This is a genomic window from Mesobacillus thioparans (assembly GCF_965138835.1).
Taxonomy (GTDB): Bacteria; Bacillota; Bacilli; order Bacillales; family Cytobacillaceae; genus Mesobacillus; species Mesobacillus thioparans.
The window spans coordinates 841,433-859,159 of the sequence record NZ_CBCSFH010000001.1 but is presented as its reverse complement, the minus strand read 5'-3'; the positions used below and the strand labels follow the sequence as shown (position 1 = coordinate 859,159).

The 17,727-nt window shown below is 43.5% G+C and carries 15 protein-coding genes and 1 pseudogene; 13 read left to right on the top strand and 3 right to left on the bottom strand.

All coding sequences use genetic code 11. The annotated features are described in order from the left end of the window. The first annotated feature begins 7 nt into the window (after positions 1 to 7). The 4 genes from ACNAZ4_RS04315 to ACNAZ4_RS04300 are packed head-to-tail and all read left to right on the top strand — an operon-like array spanning position 8 to position 2,619. Positions 8 to 238, top strand: coding sequence for a 4Fe-4S binding protein (locus tag ACNAZ4_RS04315; RefSeq protein ID WP_415812938.1), 231 nt, complete (start codon positions 8 to 10; stop codon positions 236 to 238). 16 nt (positions 239 to 254) lie between these two features. Beyond that, the gene (locus ACNAZ4_RS04310; RefSeq protein ID WP_415812937.1) at positions 255 to 1,319 is read left to right on the top strand and encodes a 3-methyl-2-oxobutanoate dehydrogenase subunit VorB; all 1,065 of its coding nucleotides are present in this window, start codon (positions 255 to 257) and stop codon (positions 1,317 to 1,319) included. Then, positions 1,316 to 2,074, top strand: coding sequence for a thiamine pyrophosphate-dependent enzyme (locus ACNAZ4_RS04305; protein WP_415812936.1), 759 nt, complete (start codon positions 1,316 to 1,318; stop codon positions 2,072 to 2,074). Before ACNAZ4_RS04310 ends, ACNAZ4_RS04305 begins: the two co-directional genes overlap by 4 nt. Further along, positions 2,074 to 2,619: a 2-oxoacid:acceptor oxidoreductase family protein gene (locus ACNAZ4_RS04300; RefSeq protein ID WP_415812935.1), complete on the top strand. Its 546-nt coding sequence runs from the start codon at positions 2,074 to 2,076 to the stop codon at positions 2,617 to 2,619. The genes ACNAZ4_RS04305 and ACNAZ4_RS04300 overlap by 1 nt, the downstream gene beginning before the upstream one ends. 218 nt (positions 2,620 to 2,837) lie before the next feature. On the opposite strand, the gene ACNAZ4_RS04295 is transcribed toward ACNAZ4_RS04300, so the two are convergent. Next, entirely contained in the window at positions 2,838 to 3,371 is a 534-nt protein-coding gene (locus tag ACNAZ4_RS04295; RefSeq protein WP_415812934.1) for a D-glycero-alpha-D-manno-heptose-1,7-bisphosphate 7-phosphatase, read from the bottom strand. Further along, a complete protein-coding gene (locus tag ACNAZ4_RS04290) occupies positions 3,368 to 4,012 on the bottom strand; it encodes a DNA-3-methyladenine glycosylase (protein WP_415812933.1) in 645 nt (214 codons plus the stop codon). The genes ACNAZ4_RS04295 and ACNAZ4_RS04290 overlap by 4 nt, the downstream gene beginning before the upstream one ends. Before the next feature lie 151 nt (positions 4,013 to 4,163). Between ACNAZ4_RS04290 and ytvI the strand changes: the two genes are divergently transcribed. Together ytvI and ACNAZ4_RS04280 are read left to right on the top strand one after the other, a co-directional pair. Beyond that, positions 4,164 to 5,195: a sporulation integral membrane protein YtvI gene (gene ytvI / locus ACNAZ4_RS04285; protein ID WP_415812932.1), complete on the top strand. Its 1,032-nt coding sequence runs from the start codon at positions 4,164 to 4,166 to the stop codon at positions 5,193 to 5,195. A gap of 77 nt (positions 5,196 to 5,272) precedes the next feature. Next, positions 5,273 to 5,452 (top strand): H-type small acid-soluble spore protein, encoded by a 180-nt coding sequence (locus ACNAZ4_RS04280; protein WP_415812931.1) that lies wholly within the window; start codon positions 5,273 to 5,275, stop codon positions 5,450 to 5,452. Positions 5,453 to 5,465: 13 nt separating this feature from the next. Here the strand turns inward: ACNAZ4_RS04280 and ACNAZ4_RS04275 are convergent, their stop codons facing one another. Continuing rightward, positions 5,466 to 6,740, bottom strand: a complete 1,275-nt coding sequence (locus ACNAZ4_RS04275; protein WP_415812930.1) for an ATP-binding protein — start codon at positions 6,738 to 6,740, stop codon at positions 5,466 to 5,468. 281 nt (positions 6,741 to 7,021) lie between these two features. Between ACNAZ4_RS04275 and ACNAZ4_RS04270 the strand changes: the two genes are divergently transcribed. The 7 genes and pseudogenes from ACNAZ4_RS04270 to ACNAZ4_RS04240 form a co-directional block, all read left to right on the top strand. Continuing rightward, complete coding sequence (locus ACNAZ4_RS04270) at positions 7,022 to 8,647, top strand: GGDEF domain-containing response regulator (protein ID WP_415812929.1); 1,626 nt, start codon at positions 7,022 to 7,024, stop codon at positions 8,645 to 8,647. Beyond that, positions 8,648 to 9,697: a HEAT repeat domain-containing protein gene (locus tag ACNAZ4_RS04265; protein WP_415812928.1), complete on the top strand. Its 1,050-nt coding sequence runs from the start codon at positions 8,648 to 8,650 to the stop codon at positions 9,695 to 9,697. Continuing rightward, a complete protein-coding gene (locus ACNAZ4_RS04260) occupies positions 9,694 to 11,097 on the top strand; it encodes a glycosyltransferase family 2 protein (protein WP_415812927.1) in 1,404 nt (467 codons plus the stop codon). The genes ACNAZ4_RS04265 and ACNAZ4_RS04260 overlap by 4 nt, the downstream gene beginning before the upstream one ends. Beyond that, positions 11,094 to 14,348 (top strand): hypothetical protein, encoded by a 3,255-nt coding sequence (locus ACNAZ4_RS04255; RefSeq protein WP_415812926.1) that lies wholly within the window; start codon positions 11,094 to 11,096, stop codon positions 14,346 to 14,348. Before ACNAZ4_RS04260 ends, ACNAZ4_RS04255 begins: the two co-directional genes overlap by 4 nt. Beyond that, complete coding sequence (locus ACNAZ4_RS04250; protein ID WP_415812925.1) at positions 14,345 to 14,725, top strand: response regulator transcription factor; 381 nt, start codon at positions 14,345 to 14,347, stop codon at positions 14,723 to 14,725. The genes ACNAZ4_RS04255 and ACNAZ4_RS04250 overlap by 4 nt, the downstream gene beginning before the upstream one ends. Next, a complete protein-coding gene (locus ACNAZ4_RS04245) occupies positions 14,703 to 17,141 on the top strand; it encodes an ATP-binding protein (protein ID WP_415812923.1) in 2,439 nt (812 codons plus the stop codon). Before ACNAZ4_RS04250 ends, ACNAZ4_RS04245 begins: the two co-directional genes overlap by 23 nt. Positions 17,142 to 17,356: 215 nt before the next feature. Continuing rightward, positions 17,357 to 17,578 (top strand): annotated as a pseudogene (locus ACNAZ4_RS04240) (glutaredoxin family protein); the annotation flags it as partial. Positions 17,579 to 17,727 lie beyond the last annotated feature (149 nt).

Below are 17,727 nucleotides of genomic sequence, written 5' to 3'. Positions count from 1 at the left end.
ATATGCGATGAAGCAGAGAGTTATTTTTAACGATGAGACTTGTAAATCATGCAAGTTGTGTGTAAACGCTTGTCCGACAAATGTGATCTATCTGGCTGATTACTTGAATGAAAAGGGATACCGGCCAGCGGTTGTCACAGATCAGGATAACTGCATCAGTTGCGGAAAGTGCGCTCAGATGTGTCCGGATTCCGTAATCACTGTCTATAGGCCTGAAAAAGTTCGTAAATCTGTTTAGCAAAGGAGAGGTGACAATGGGGAAAGTACTGATGAAGGGTAACGAGGTAATCGCGGAAGCTGCTGTCCATGCGGGCTGCAAGTATTTTTTCGGTTATCCGATTACTCCGCAGAGTGAGCTTGTAGCCTATATGGCAAGAAGGCTTCCCGAGGTTGGCGGGTTATTTTTACAGGCGGAAAGTGAAGTGGCTGCCATCAATATGGTCTATGGTGCAGCAGGAACCGGAGTGCGCGTGATGACATCTTCTTCAAGCCCTGGCTTCAGCCTGAAGCAGGAAGGCATTTCCTATCTGGTCGGGGCCGAGCTGCCGGCGCTGATCGTGAATGTTGTTCGCGGAGGCCCTGGGCTTGGGAACATCCAGCCGGCGCAATCGGACTATTTCCAGGTTACAAAGGGCGGAGGGCATGGGGACTATCATACACCAGTCCTGGCGCCATCAACACTTCAGGAAATCATTGACCTGACGGAAGCAGCATTTGATATTGCCGACCGCTATAGGACGCCTGTCATCCTGCTTGGCGACGGCATGCTCGGACAGATGATGGAACCGGTTGAATTCAAGGAACTGAAGGAAAGGGAGCCGGAACAGAAGGAGTGGGCGACGACAGGAACCCGCGGGGACGGCAAGCCGAGGGTCATCACATCACTGGAACTAAATGCTGATGCCCTCGAAAAACGCAATGAACATCTTCAGAAAAAATTCGCGTTGATCCAGCAAAATGAAGTCAGATATGAGACATATGAAACAGAAGATGCGGAATATATCGTAACAGCTTATGGCACCGCTGCAAGGATTGCTATGAATGCAATCAATAAAGCACGCAAGGATGGACTGAAAATCGGCATGATCCGGCCAATTACATTATGGCCGTTCCCTGAAGTGCCGTTCGTTGAAACTCGAGACAGGGTGAAGGGCTATCTTTCAGTAGAGATGAGTGCCGGGCAGATGGTTGAGGATGTCAGGCTGGCTGTCAATGGCAAAGCACCTGTTTCATTTTTCGGCCGTACTGGCGGGGTAGTGCCGACCCAGGAAGAAATCTATGATCAAATCATCAAGCTGGCCGGGGGTGTTGAGGTATGACGATGAAAACAGTGTTCGAGAAAACAGCGGGCCTGACGGATACCCAGACCCATTACTGTCCTGGCTGCACCCATGGGATCATCCACAGGATGGTTGGAGAAGTGCTGGAAGAAATGGGCATCCTGGAGGATACGGTCGGAGTTGCATCTGTAGGCTGCTCGGTGCTGTCCTTTGAATATTTCAATTGTGATATGACGCAGGCGGCACATGGCCGGGCTCCTGCCGTAGCAACCGGAATCAAGCGTGTCCTCCCAGACCGGTTTGTTTTTACCTATCAGGGAGATGGCGACCTGGCTTCGATTGGGATTGCCGAGGCTGTCCATGCGGCGGCACGGGGAGAAAACATTACCGTCATCTTCGTCAACAACGCGATTTATGGGATGACAGGCGGACAGATGGCGCCGACTACCCTGATTGGCCAGAAAACCACGACGACTCCATTTGGACGCAATGCGAGTGTCCAGGGACTGCCGATCCGGGTTAGTGAGATGCTGTCTACACTTGATGGGACGGCTTTTATCGAGCGGGTTTCAACACATGATGTTCCGAACATCATAAAAACAAAAAAAGCAATTCGCAAAGCGTTTGAAACACAGAAGCAGGGGTTAGGCTTCTCGATGGTCGAGGTACTTTCAAGCTGTCCGACGAACTGGGGTCTGGATCCTAACGAATCACTAGATTGGATCAAGGACAATATGGTGCCTGCTTATCCTCTTGGTGTTTATAGGGACTCGCAGAAAGGGGATGTGCGCTGATGGAAGAAATCCTGATTGCCGGCTTTGGCGGCCAGGGGGTCATGTCTATGGGCCAGCTGATCGCCTACGCCGGAATGACAGAGGGCAAGTTTGTCTCATGGCTGCCATCCTACGGCCCTGAGCAGCGAGGCGGCACTGCCAACTGTGCAGTGGTGGTCAGCGAGCAGCAGGTGGGCTCGCCGCTTGTATCAAGACCAACGACGGCCATAGTCCTGAATAATCCTTCTTATGAAAAATTCGAGCCAGTCGTAAGGGCCGGAGGATTGCTCATTGTAAACTCCTCATTGATTTCAAAAAGATCGGAAAGAACCGACATCAGGGTATTGAATATCAACGGAACCGACAAGGCCAATGAACTTGGCAACCCAAAAGTCGCCAACATGATTTTGCTCGGTGCATTTTTGGAGGAGACAGGAATCCTGTCCGACGCATCAATACTCGAAGCATTGAAAAAGGTGCTTGCTCCTGAAAAACATACCCTATTGGAAATCAATCGCAAGGCGCTGGAACTAGGGCGGTCATTGACGAAGGTAACTGCGCCTTAGGTTGTGCTGTCAAAACGGGGAATAGCCGGCAATAGGAGATGAATGAGTTTATTCAAATGTAATATGTGACCGAATAGGGATTGAACCCGGGAACACGGTCACATAAAAGATGTGACCGAAAAGGGTGCGAACTCTGGATCACGGTCACATAATAGGATCGTCCACAACTTCAAAAACCGCTGCCAGTTCTACAAGGGCAGCGGTTTTAACGATGGAAGTTATTCTTGAGCTAATAGTTCGAGTATGAGTGGAACCGCTCCCTGGAGTGAAGGGGCTTTTTGGTCTGCACTTGTTTCTTCTGTTCCAATGAAGACGGTTTTGCAGCCTGCTTTTTTTCCGGCTTCGATATCACGTTCGTGGTCGCCGACCATGACGCTTCCTTCCAGGTTGATGTCATGTCTGCTGGCAAGGTCCAGGAGCATGCCGGCGTTCGGTTTTCGGCACTCGCAACCGGCTTTTGGCTTGTGTGGGCAGTAGGCGACCTCTTTGATATGGCCGCCATGCTCCTTGATCATTTCAATCATGGTGTCATGGATTTCGTGCAGTCGTTTTTCTTTTAAAAAGCCGAGCCCGACGCCTCCTTGGTTCGTGACTACATAGATTTCATAACCAGCTTTGCTCAGTTCTGCGACCGCTTCGGCTGCCCCTTCCAGCAGGTAGAGGTCTTCAGGGGTGTTGACGAATTTTACACGGTCAGATAGTACTTCATTGAGGACACCGTCCCTGTCCAAAAATATTGCTTTCTTTTTCATGTTGATCCTCCATTGTTCACAATTGTCTTTTCGGCCTTCTGGTGCCTGGAAACATAACGATTGCCGGTGATCCAGAACCGCCATGGATAGTCCCTCGCTTCCCCGGAGTTATCGATGCCGATTCTTTTGCCTGATGAAATGCTGTCAGGAACCGGACCCTGAGTGATGAAAAGTGGCTTCTTCGTCAAAGGATGACCGTAATCTGACATATTGATACCGAGCGCTTTCGTCAGTTTTCCTGGACCATTGGTGAGATTGGCCGATTCTGGCATGCCTCGCCGTTTGACCATTAAATCCAATCCTGATAATGGTTCCACTCCACGGATTAATACAGCTTCTGGTTTGCCTGGCTCTCCACTGACAACATTGAATAAAGTATGGGTATGCATGACATAAGTATAGGCCAGCCCCGCCTGATGGAACATAATCTCAGTCCTCGCTGTCCTGCGATTATCATAACTGTGTGCCGCCTGATCCATCGGGCCAATATAGGCTTCAGTCTCGACAATGATTCCAGCGGCTGTCCCTTCTTCGGTTTCTTTTACCAGGATGCATCCAAGCAGGGAAGAAGCCAAATCAAGTGTTGGCTGTTGAAAAAAATCTGTGTCCAGCGGTTTGGAAAAATTAAATGTGCCTTCCATGAAATCTCCTCATCTAATCGTTTTTACCTTTATACCCTACTATAGGAAGAAACAAAATTATCTGGCGGAAAAAATAGCAGTCAAGGCAAAGATGGTTTATAGTAACGTTAAAGCTATTCCAGGTTTAGTTTTTTTAAAGGGAGTTTATATTATGTGGAAAAAATGGATATTGGCTGGAGTGGCTGCTGCAGTCATCCTCCTTCTTGTTCCTTACAGCCTGCCGCTCATCTTTGCTTTTCTGACTGCGGTCATGCTTGAAGGAACGGTCCAATGGATTATAAAAAGATTTTCGTTCCGGCGTCTCCAAGCTGTATTGGCTGTATTTATCGGATTTGTCATGCTGCTGGGTGTGATTGGATATAATCTAGTCTCCATCATCGCACACCAGGCCGTAGCATTATCAGAAAAGACGCCTACTTTTGTTAAGGATTTCTACAGGACAGCGATCCTGCCGCTGATGCATAAATGGGAATTCTACTCGAAAGATTTCCCAGTTGAAGTCATTGCTCAAATCGAGGAGACAACTGAAAAAAACATTAACGCACTTGATTCCTTTCTTCAGCAATTCATTGCTGGGATGATCAATCTGCTGGCGGCAATCCCAGGATTCATGATCGAATTTCTTGTGTTTTTGATTGCGTTCTTCTTGTTCAGTCTAGAACTTCCCAACCTGAAAAGGAAATTTGAATCCCATTTGAAGGACCAAACCCGTCAAAAGGTTTTTCTTGTCGGCAGCGAATTAAACAAGGCAGGAATCGGATTTTTAAAAGCTCAGATCATCCTGAGTTTTGTTACCTTTGTAATGGCCATGGCTGGCATGAGTATATTAGGTGTGAAGTATACTGGCCTCCTGTCTCTATTGATTGTGGCGGTTGATATCCTGCCGATCCTCGGGACAGGGTCCGTACTTGTTCCCTGGGCTGTCATTGCGATACTGCAGGATAACCATTTTCTCGGGATAGGTTTGATTATCCTGTTTTTCGTCATTACTGTTGTCAGGAGGGTGATTGAGCCCAAGATCTATTCTTCAAGCCTTGGTATTTCTCCGCTCGCCTCTTTGATCAGTATGTACATCGGCCTGAAGCTGATGGGTATTGCCGGTATTTTTATCGGGCCGATCGTCGTGATTATCTTTGAAACCTTAAGGAAAGCAAAGGTGATCAGGCTCAATTTCAAGATTTAATGATTAGCTCCGATTCTTGGATAGCATGATATGATTACGCATAAATTATGTTTGTTATCAAGAAGGAGGGACGCAGAATGAATGTGGGCAGGGCTAAGGAAATAGTTGATTCCGCGGATTTGATCAATGTGACATATGATGGCACACCTGTCATCATCCAGCATGTTGACGAAAAAACAATGATGGCAAGGGTGTATTCAAAATCTGAGCCGGAAGTTGAAAAAGACGTGCCAGTCATAAACTTAATAGAAGATTAAAAACGGGAGATGATTATATCTCCCGTTTTTCCGTATTATATAGCGGCAAATCGATTTTAAATATGGTTCCATGTTCCAATTTGCTTTTCACCTCGATACTGCCGTTCATTTCATTGATGATATTGTAGACGACCATCATGCCAAGTCCGGTGCCTTTTTCAGCTTTGGTGGATAAATACGGCTCCCCGAGTCTGGCAATTTGCTGCTGGCTCATGCCGCAGCCTGTATCCTTTATGGAGATGGTGGCCTGCTTGGTTTCCGTTGTGCTGCAGCTAATCACCAGATCCCCGCCGTTTGGCATCGCCTCTATGCCATTTTTGATGATATTCAATATACACTGGTGGAATTTAGAAGCTTCCCCGGAAATATACATTCCCTCGATCAAATCCTTTTTTATGCTGACCGAGAAATGATTGGCGTAAGGAACGATGAGTTCAAGTGCTTTTTCAATTTCATTCTTCACACTGATGGAAGAGGCTATTCCTGATTGTGGTTTGGCGAAAGTGAGATAATCCTTTATGATCGTCTCAGCTCGATCAAGTTCATCGATGGCAGTATTCAGATAATATAGCCTTTTTTCTTCCTCTATTGAGGGGTCCTTCAGCATCTGCAGAAAACCTCTCGTTACGGTAAGCGGATTGCGGACTTCATGGCTGACACTCGCAGCCAGCTGGGAAACGACTTCAATTTTATCGGATTTAATCACAGCGTTATGCAGGACAAGGTTTTGCTTCATAATTTCAATATAATAAACAATAATGAAAATCCCAACTGATAGAGTAATACCGTATATGACCATGAAATGAGGATCACTAGGGTCATTAAAGACCGCGGTCTTCATCAAAAAAATCAGGATGGTATATGAAATTGCAACAGCCACAACTGTATAAAGCTTTTTAGTGAGAGGGAAGTTCCGGAATTTAAGGGATATGTATGATATGAAAACGGTGACGGTCAGCATATTGAAGAAATTGACCCATACACCATTGCCGCCCATTGGAATCCTTACCAGGTCAACAATCATGAAAAGGAGGATGCTTACAATCGGACCGCCATAGAGGCCGCCAACGACTACAGGAATCAATCGTAAATCAAACATGAAATGACTGTTGAACATCAGCGTGAAAGTCATGCAAAAAACGATCTGCGTTCCTGCTAATAAGACAATCAACGGTTTGGCATGTTTTTGATATAATGTTTTAAATTTGTATATGATAACATATTGGAAAACAAACGTAGTGATCAGGATGAAGATTAGATTCAATACAAGAACTGTTAATAGGTCCATTTCTAAATCCCCAGTCATCATGTGGGCTAAGGCCCCGAGTGAAAAGACGAATTATTCGGATATATTACTTTTACTTTAACATAAAAGTTGCCTGGCGTTTTTATTTTTGGAACGATTTGTTAAAAAAATCTTTTTATTTAATTCCATGCTTCACTATCCAAATAAAATGCGAAGAAAAAAGTCGGGGGAATTATTTATACTTGCATATAAAATGATGATATAAAGTCACTTTATATGCTAGATTAAAATTAATATAATTATTAATTGCGCGATTTATTGAGGTGTGGAAATTGACCAATGAAAAATATCAGGTGCTCCTGTTTGAAAAAATAAAAACACAGATTTTTAAATGGTTTGATACGAACAATTCAGAAGTAATCAGAAACGAAGATGTTTATAGTTTTTTGCACTCTTTGAAAGGTACGTCAGGTACCATCCAGTTAGGAGGACTATATCACCTGTCCTCAAGACTTCTGGATCAGCTTGAAGTGAAAGGGAAAGAGCAATGGCGAAAGTGTGAGCTTCGGGAATTTTTGTTCGAACTCGTCAGCCTGAGTTATCAGTACGAACATTTCAAGGAAACTGACCTGAAAAAAGTTGAACCTTCGGATATTGAACTCCCTCTGGTTCAAATGATTTGTGAGGATGTCTCAATGCTGATTCTCCTTAAGGAAGCTATGGAGGAGAACGGCTGGATGGTGATGGCGAGTTCAGACCCGGAGAAAGCACTCTCACTTTATTACGATCTTCAACCTGATTGTCTGGTTATCGATATCGATTTTACTGAAGCGGACGGATTTCAGATATTGGAAAAAATTCAGCAGCACAATCATAAGCAATTTGTTCCCAAAGTGATCCTCAGCAATGAAAATAATCGTCACACAAGAATCAGGGCATATGAAATGGGCGCTGATGACTTTATTGGCAAGCCTATTGATATAGAGGAATTCAGTGTCAGGATCAAAAGACAATTGGAAAGAAAGCATATTTTCGACCAATCTGTCCTGATTGATGAACTGACAAAGGTATATAATAGAAGATTTCTTTTCGATACGCTTGAGCGTTACTTAAAAGATCTGGAACGTACAAATAGTGTATTCTCAATCGCACTTTTGGATTTGGATTATTTCAAAAATATTAACGACTCATATGGTCATCTCATTGGTGATAAAGTGCTTGAAGCATTTGCTGACTTTTTGAAAGCAAAACTTAGAGGCAGCGACATTGTCTTCCGATATGGAGGGGAGGAATTTGTCATCCTGCTTCCACGGACAAATAGTCAAGAAGCAATCGACGTCATCGACCGGGTCTTGCAAGAATTTAAAACAATTCAATTTCACGAACAGGGAAAGACTTTTAATGTCAGCTTTTCTGCAGGGGTCTTTATGGTAGACAACCCAGCATTGGGAAGCCAGGATACCCTAAAAATGGCTGATCATGCATTATATGAAGCAAAGGAAAAAGGACGCTCAAGAGTTCATGGGGCCAATGTATCCGAACAGTCTGCGAATAATATCCTTCATGTATCGGTCATAGACGATGATGCGATTATTCGTACGCTGCTGGTCAGGGTCCTTCAAACAATCGATACAGAAAAAATAGAACTTGATATTAAAGCCTTCGAAAATGGAGAGAAATTCTTTGAATCAGAGCGTCTTACCGACAAGGGCAAGCATTTTCTTATCCTCGATGGTGTCATGCCTGTCATGGATGGAATTGAGGTTCTGGACAAAGTGAAAAATACCGCCCAATCCCGAGGAGTCCATGTCCTGATGCTCACTGGGAGAAAGTCGGAATATGACATCGCGCGAGCATTGAAGCTCGGCGCAGACGATTATGTGACAAAGCCATTCAGCATAACGGAACTGCAGGCAAGAATCCAGAGGCTGATCAAAAGGATGTTTTAAATGATCATAAATGATGATATTAAGTTTTTACTGACAGTCTTTGAGTGGCTGGTGGCCATTCTTATGTTCTTGCTAATTTATCTGGTTGCCAGGAAGGCATCGGAAAATCGCCTGCGTGAAAAAGTCGAGGAGTATAAAGGCCAAATGAATGATAAGGTCCTCCATTCCGTGCTGACGGGGGAGTTCCTGAGGTCCTTACAGGCAGATACGAAAGCTAAAAAGCTGGCTATTGAAGAACTATTAAGCAGATATTCGGACATTCTAGAAGGAACTGAAGAAAAGAAGAACCTCAATCTGCTTGCAGAAAGCATGCTTGGAGGAGATTATCGAAGGGCTTTGTCAAGTTACAGATGGAGCACCCGGATGAATGCACTTTTTCATATCGAAGCCTTCCAGATGGAAAGTTTAAAGGAAGACATTCAAGTCATGCTTAAGCGAAACAGGGTTACTAAAAAGGAGAAAATAAAGGGATTATCTTTTCTTGCTCAAATTCAGCATAAGGAAATCTACAAATTCGTTACGGAAGATTATAAGGATCTCTCTTATCTAGAGTACAGAAATATCCTATCCAGGCTGGATGAAAAAGGGCTCGAACACTTTATGCTCGGGTATCATTCCTGTCAGCTTCAATTGAAATTTGCCATCATTGATCTTGTTGGATGGAAAAAGAATCTGGCCTACCTGAACTTTGTGGAATCAATATTTTCCAATAGCAATGGCGAGGAGCGTGTTCGGGCCTTGAAGGCTCTTGCGTCAATTGGCCATACGAGAAATGAAGATAATTTCATCCCATTGATGAGTTCACCGAATTGGGAAGAACGAATGCTAGCCGCTAGATTGGCTGGGGAAATGAAATGTGATAAAGCCATTCAAGAATTGGTACGGCTTCTTCAGGACCCATCATGGTGGGTCCGGTCACAGGCAGGTCAATCCATCACCCGTTTTCCAGAAGGGAAAAAAATCCTCCATCAGGTCATTGAGTCAAGCAGTGATCCCTTTGCGAAAGACATGGCTTGGGAATGGATGAACAAAGGAGTCTATCAGTCATGAATCTTCAGGACATCGGTATTTATTTTTCCTGGTTCATTTTAATCTACATGTTAATTGTCATCACCTTTTATTCTGTTGTCATGCTTATATCCGTCGTTCAGTTAAGAAAGGAATACAGGCTTGATAGGGAGAAATCTTTCGGGGATTTTGCGGAAGACATTTATACAAAACCCGTATCCATCATTGTTCCGGCCTATAACGAGGAAACAGGGATTGTCCACAGTATCCGCTCCCTGCTCAGTATCAATTATCCAGTGTTTGAAATCATTGTAGTGAACGATGGTTCATCAGACCGTACAGTGGATGTGCTGATTGAGCAGTATGATATGAAAGAAATCAAAAAAGTAATTCGCAGGCAGGTTAATTCAAAACCTATAAAAAAAATCTATCAATCTCAAATACTCCCTAATTTGTTCCTCGTTGACAAGGATAACGGGGGAAAAGCTGATGCGCTTAATGCCGGGCTGAACTTTTCTCATTATCCATATATTTGTTCACTGGATGGAGATTCGGTTCTTGAAAGTGACGCATTCTTAAAGGTTATGAAACCTATCATTGAGTCAAATGAAGAAGTCATTGCCTCAGGCGGAAGCATCCGGATTGCCAATGGGTGTGAAATAAGGAATGGAGAAGTGTTGAAAATTGGATTATCCAAGAATCCTCTGGTCATCATGCAGGTAATCGAATATTTACGGGCTTTTTTGATGGGAAGGATTGGCCTGAGCAGACATAATTTGTTGTTGATCATCTCCGGTGCTTTTGGAGTTTTCTCTAAGCACTGGGTAGTCCAAGCGGGAGGATATAGATCCGATACCGTCGGGGAAGATATGGAGCTTGTTGTCCGAATCCATCGACTTCTGAAAGAAACACGGAAAAAGAAAAAAATTGTCTATGTACCGGACCCAGTGTGCTGGACGGAGGTTCCGGAAAGTACGAAATATTTAAAGCGTCAACGGCGAAGATGGCATAGAGGGCTTTTTCAAAGCCTATGGATTCACCGGAAGCTGACATTCAATCCGAGATATGGACTGATAGGGTTTGTTTCCTTCCCGTATTTCTGGATAGTGGAATTCCTAGGTCCTATCGTCGAGCTGTCGGGATATATTTATATCGTTATTTCCCTGTTTGTTGGCGGCATTTATCTTGAGTTTGCAATATTAATATTCCTGTTATCTTGTTTATATGGATCGATTTTTTCAGCATTTGCGATTTTGCTGGAGGAATGGAGCCTTAGAAAATATCCCAGGATTTCCGATTTGCTTAAGCTATTCCTGTATTCATTGACAGAAACCATCTGGTATCGGCCGCTTACTGTGTTCTGGCGCTGCCAGGGAATCTGGCAAATGCTCCGGGGGGAAAGCGGCTGGGGCGAAATGAAAAGAAAAGGTGTATCACGATGAAATTAATTTTCGAGAAACAATCCCATGTAATTGTCCTGGCTTTCGTTTTCTTAACCATTGCTGCTCTTTCAAGTCCCTTTTGGCTTTGGCAATTGAAACCCGAAGAAACACTGGATATTTTGATTGTAGATAAAACAGTCCCCGACAAAGATTATCAGGAACATAAAGGACTTACATGGGTTTTAAACAATGAAAAGTATAAAAAATCAGATGGCACTCATTATTCGGCTGCCACAGACTATATTGGATTCAAGCATATGAATCCGGACAATTTTTCTGGAGAAAAAATCCCAGATGAACTTGACGAGTATAAGGTCATTTATCTTGCTGACCTTTACGGCGTCTACGAAGAAGAGTTCCGCGGTGAAAATGAAACAGGAAGAAGATCCAATCAGCTGTATGGGGGATTGCAGCTTGAAGATGTAAAAGTATTGGAAAGAGAGCTGCTCGAAGGAAATAAGACTTTGATTTCAGAATTCAACACTTTCGGCAGTCCAACTGAAGAATCAGTAAGGAAGGAAATGACCAATTTGCTCAATGTCCGGTGGAGTGGATGGACAGGTCGTTATTTCACCAAACTTGAGGGGAAAGAAGTACCAAGTTGGATTATCACACAATATGAATCTCAAACAAAGAAATGGGATTTTACCGGATCAGGATTTGTTTTTGTCAACGAAGAAGATTATGTTGCAGTTCTGGACCAGACAAAGCTTACAGGGAACGGGCTGGATTTCAAGCTAACTGACAATGGTAAGGATCACTTCAGCTCCGACCTGGATACGAGCTACACCTACTGGTTCGATATTGTAGAGCCATTGAATGACAATGAGGTACTTGCCAGCTATCACCTTCCAATCAAAGATAAGAACAAAGCCGAATTAGAGGAATATGGGATACCAGAGCAGTTTCCTGCTGTCATCCATCACCAGAATCAAAAATACTCTGCCTATTATTTTGCCGGGGATTATGCAGATGAGGCAGAGGTTCCGGATATCTATCAGACGAAAGGATTAACTTCCTGGAAAAAAGCCGTCGAAGGAAAACGGTCTTTTTACTGGTCTGCATATGTACCAATGATGAAAGAAATCCTTTCGAACGGCTTACATGAGTCTTCCCGGGCGGCAGTTGCTCCTAAAGTTGTCACTGCTCGTGATATACAATATAACAGCAGCAACTCGGCCAATTCGATTCAAATCCAAAAGAATGGTAAATGGGAGGACATCCTGATTAAAGGCGTAAATATCGGGATGGGAAAGCCGGGAGCCTTTCCGGGTGAAGCGGCTATCACAAAGGAAGAGTACTTCCGCTGGTTCAAGCAGATTGGCAGCATGAATGCCAATGCGATCCGAATTTACACGCTGCACCCTCCTGAGTTTTATCAAGCTTTCTATGAATATAATCAGCTAGCAAAAGAACCTTTATATTTATTCCATGGTGCATGGGCGAATGAAGAACTCATTGTTGAATCACAGGATGCGTTCTCTCCTGAAGTAGTGAAGGATTTCAAGCGAGAGCTGAAGCAAATGGTGGATATTGTTCATGGAAATGCAGATATACCGTCAAGTCCCGGCCACGCTTCAGGAAAATATGAATTTGATATTTCCCCATATATTCTGGGATATATAATAGGAATAGAGTGGGATCCCGGGGCTGTCCTGAGCACAAACAATATAAATGATGGGATGAATCTATTCTCAGGAACATATTTCAAGACGAAGAATGCAGAGCCGTTTGAAAACTGGCTTGCGTCAATGATGGACTACACAGCTGAATATGAAACAGAGCAATATCAGTGGCAGCACAGTATTAGCTTCACGAATTGGGTTACGACGGATTTACTGGAACATCCGAGTGAGCCGCTTGAAACGGAAGACATGGTTTCAGTGAATCCTAACCATATCCAAAAAAACAAAGAGTTCAAGGCCGGAATGTTTGCCTCATATCATGTTTATCCCTACTATCCGGACTTTTTGAATTTTGATGAAACCTATCAGAATTACAAGGATCACCAGGGAAGAACGAACCATTACGCCGGTTACTTGCGAGACCTGATCCAGGCACATGATATGCCAGTCCTAATCGCAGAATTTGGTGTGCCTTCATCGAGAGGCCAGACTCATAAAAACGATTCTGGAATGAACCAGGGCTTCTTGAGCGAACAGCAGCAGGGTGAAATGAACAGCTTCATGTTCAATTCGATTGTTAACGAAGACGCTGCTGGGGGGCTGGTGTTCGCATGGCAGGATGAATGGTTTAAACGGACATGGAACACGATGGAATATGATAATCCAAACCGGCGGTCATTTTGGGCTAATCGCCAAACTAATGAACAAAATTTTGGGCTTCTGAGCTTTGAGCCTGGCAAGAAAAGTTTGCCGATGCTGGTTGATGGCAGAAAAGGTGACTGGCAAAAGAAAGGGATTCAACCTCTTGGTTATTCAAAAAATGGAGCGATTGAGAAAGTGTTCGCTGCCTCAGATGAATCATCCGTCTATTTCAGAATTGATTTGGCAAATCCTCTTGACTGGCGGAAACAGACCGGATACCTTTTCCTGGATACCATTCCTGGTCAGGGGCAACATCGAATCAAATTGGAAGATGATAAGGAAATAAATTCTGAACCTGGAATTGATTTTATGATTGAGCTTAAAGGACCAGAAAGATCCAGAATTCTAGTCGACAGCTATTATGACCCTTTCTATTACCAGTATGGGAACACTCTGAAAATGATACCAGAGGAAAGCAAGGCCGATGAAAAAAACAATGGCATTTTCCATCCGATTCGCCTGGCGCTTAATAAGGAGATGACGCTTCCTGTAGGTGGGAAGAAGTTACCGTTCCAGTCCTATGAAACAGGCAAATTAAAATTTGGCACTGGTAATCCTGCTGATAATAAATTCGATTCGCTGACCGATATAAGTATAAGTAATGACAATAAGACCGTGGAAATCAGGATTCCATGGCAGCTGCTAAATGTTAAGGATCCAAGTACGAAAGAGATCCTTGACGATCTTTACAAAACAGGCTTGACGGGAAGTAAAAACATCGACAGAATTGGCCTGGCTGCGACATGGATCTCGTCGGGAGAGGATGTTAATTACATGCCTGCAGATCAATCCAGTATAGATAGAATGTTCTTCTACGATTGGAAAGGTTGGGAAGAGCCACAATACCATGAACGTCTAAAAGAATCCTATAACATCATGAAAGAAACTTTTAAAAATGCACTGAACGAGGAGAACAATCGATGAAACGAATTTTGCTGGCCGAGGACGAAGAAATCTTAAGAATGCTGATCATGGATACCCTTGAAGAAGAAGATTATCAGGTGGTTGAGGCTTGTGACGGCCAGGAAGCCTTGAGCTTTTTGAAGAATGGAAAATATGATTTGATTGTGCTTGATTATATGATGCCGGTCTATTCCGGTCTCGAAATCATTGTGAAAATAAGGCAGAATGGAATCAATAAGGATGTCCCGATCATGATGCTTTCGGCAAAAAGCCAGCTTTCGGAGCAGGAACAAGTGATGGCGGCAGGGGCAGATTACTTTATGGCCAAGCCATTCAGTCCGCTCGAACTATTAGGAAAAGTGAGAGACATCTTAAATGAACAAAATAAAATTCAATAAAAATAGCATCGTCCGCCGATACATTGTCATGATGTCGGTTTTCATTACGGCATTCCTGGTGCTGGCAGGAATACTGCTATATTCCTTTTACCAGCTGAATGAAGAATATACTTCAAAAAACAGTCAGCTTGAGAAAAAAGAACGTATTGTACAAAGGATGGAAGGGTTTTTTATACAGGCCTTCATGGATGCCCGCGGTTACTTTGCCTATGGCACGGAAGATTTAAAAGAGAACACACTGAAGCAAGAGCCGCTGATCTTGGAGTACTTGGAGCAGCTTAAAGAAATGGAAGAAGAATATAAGGACCAGGTATTCCTAAGTAAGATTGACGAATTCAGAGAATATTATTTTGTTGAAGCTTTGCCTAAAGCTCTTGAAAATTATGAAAATGGGGATGTTGAGGCCGTCAAAGCGACAGCGAATGGCGGAGCAACAAAGAAGATTACGGCCATTATGGCAGACATCAACGTATATAATGCTGAAATCAATAACCAAATCGATGAGAACTTTCAGGAACTAAAGAAAATCCAGTCATATGTCCAGATAGGTTTTGTTGCTTTTATACTCGTATTCTTGTTTGTACTGCTGCGGATCACGCGACTGATGTTCAGTGAGATTGCCAGGCCCCTAGCCGGTTTTGCAGCAGCTGCCAATGAGATTGCCTATGGAAGGGATGCGGTCATTGAGGTTGAAAAAGACCGCAATGATGAACTTGGGGTACTTTCGATCGCCTTCAATCGCATGGTGGAAGGAATCCAGGAGAACGAACAAAACCTGCTGGCACAAAATGAAGAGCTAGTGGCCCAACAAGATGAGCTTCATGCACAGCAACTGGAGCTTCAAGAGGCTCTTGAGGTTGTAAAAAACAATGAGCAAAAGCTAAGCAGCCGGAATGAGCTGATCAATAAATTGGCTAATTCACTTGATAAGCAAGAGGTCCTGGAAAGTGCGGTCTTGCATATGTGCCCGATCATCGGTGCTGAAAAAGGGATTATAGCATTTATCGATGACCCATCATATGCGTCATATGGAATATCACCTGAAGGAGTCAAACAATTCAGGGACAATCTTCTGTTCAGCGGTGTGATTGACCGGTTGCAGATGGATCGAAAGCCTTTTGCGATGAAAAGGCAAGCCGAGGAAGAGGAGAAGGGTTTCCATACAGATCATATGCTTTCGTTTGACCTGTATATTCCAATCTTTTTATCAGGGAGAAAACTGATTGCTGTAATGGCCTTCAGCCGTTATGATGTACCTTTCGATAGCCGGATGATGGATGAATACGAGGCATTGGCCAAAAATGTAGGCATTGCGATGGACAAAATCAACTTATATCAAGCATCTGAAGAAGCCAGACGCTTAAATCAAGAAATCCTTGATACAATCCAGGAGGGTGTCCAGTTGGTCAATACAGAGGGGAACATTCTCCAGGTCAACAAAAAGTTCTGTGAGCTATTCGGATGTCCGGATCAGCTTAAAGATTTGGATGATTGTTCCTGGGCAGAATGGATTCTCTTACTGGAGAATACAATTGAAGATTCTGATGATTTCATCGAGTTTTTGAAATTAGAAATTGCCAGCCAGGAAAAATTCCCTTCAATTGAGCTTCAATACATCTACAGAAACAAAGAAGGAAAGGTATTCAAGGTATACTGTGAAGGACTCTTCGATGGAAATATGAAGTTAGGTACGATATTCGTACATCGCAATATGACAAAGGAATATGAAGTAGACAGGATCAAATCAGAATTTGTCAGTACTGTCAGTCATGAACTCCGGACTCCTCTGGCAAGCATTCTTGGTTTTACGGAATTGATGCTGACCAGAGACCTAAAAGCGGACCGTCAGAAAAAATACCTATCCACGATCCACAATGAAGCAGGAAGGCTGACGTCTTTAATCAATGAATTTCTGGATATCCAGAGGATGGAATCTGGGAAGCAGGCTTACGAGAAGGCACAGATAGCTATGCTGCCAATTATCAGGAAGGTCATCGAGCTTCAGAAAGTGCAATCCGAAAGGCATGAATTAACACTGGAGTTCCTTGGCGGCCATGACCTAGTCGTGGGGGATGCTGGGAAATTGGAGCAGGCACTGACAAATTTAATCGGTAATGCCATAAAATATTCACCAGATGGCGGAGAAGTCAAGATCATTGTTTTTGAGAAAAACAGCATGCTGAACATAGAAATTCAGGATGAAGGCTTGGGCATTCCTCCTGAAGCAATGGATAAGGTGTTTGAAAAGTTCTACCGGGTGGATAATTCCGACCGCCGATCGATTGGAGGAACAGGTTTAGGACTTGCCATCGTCAAAGAAATCATCCATGTCCATGATGGAGAAATAGAGGTCAGGTCAAAATATGGAGAGGGAAGTACCTTCACAATCACTCTGCCTGTTTCATCCTTTGACTGACCATAAGAGAAAGGCGGCTGAAATGCCGTCTTTTCTGCTGAATGAGACATCATAAATCACCAAGGCACAGAATCGCTGGTCGCAGTCGTAATAGTGGAAGCAGGTTTAGGAGAGACGCTATACTTATTGTACTGAAATACAGTGAAGGAGGAGCCAATATGTCAAAAAACACCTTAACCCTTTTCACCCGCCCTATGTGAACGGACTGCCAGGAGGCGAAGGAGTTTCTTTCGCAGAATCATATACCTTATGAAGAAATCAATGTACAGGATGAACCTGAAAACGAAAAGCAACTTAAAGAGATGACTGGGACCGTAATTGTTCCAGCATTTATTTTTACAAACACAAAGCTGCTGTTCTTGAAAAACCAAAAAATCTTGATCGGCTTTGAAAATAACAGAAGTGAAGTGGAAAAACTGGTCGAAATGGTGAAGTAGGAGTTGGAATGACAGAGGAAGGTGCCGCCTGGTATGCAGGCGGGCACCTTCTTTTAATTATATCTGGAATGGAACAAAATACTCCATCATAAAATACTATATATAAATTTTCGATAAGGAGGATATTTTTAATTCCGAGTTGACTTATC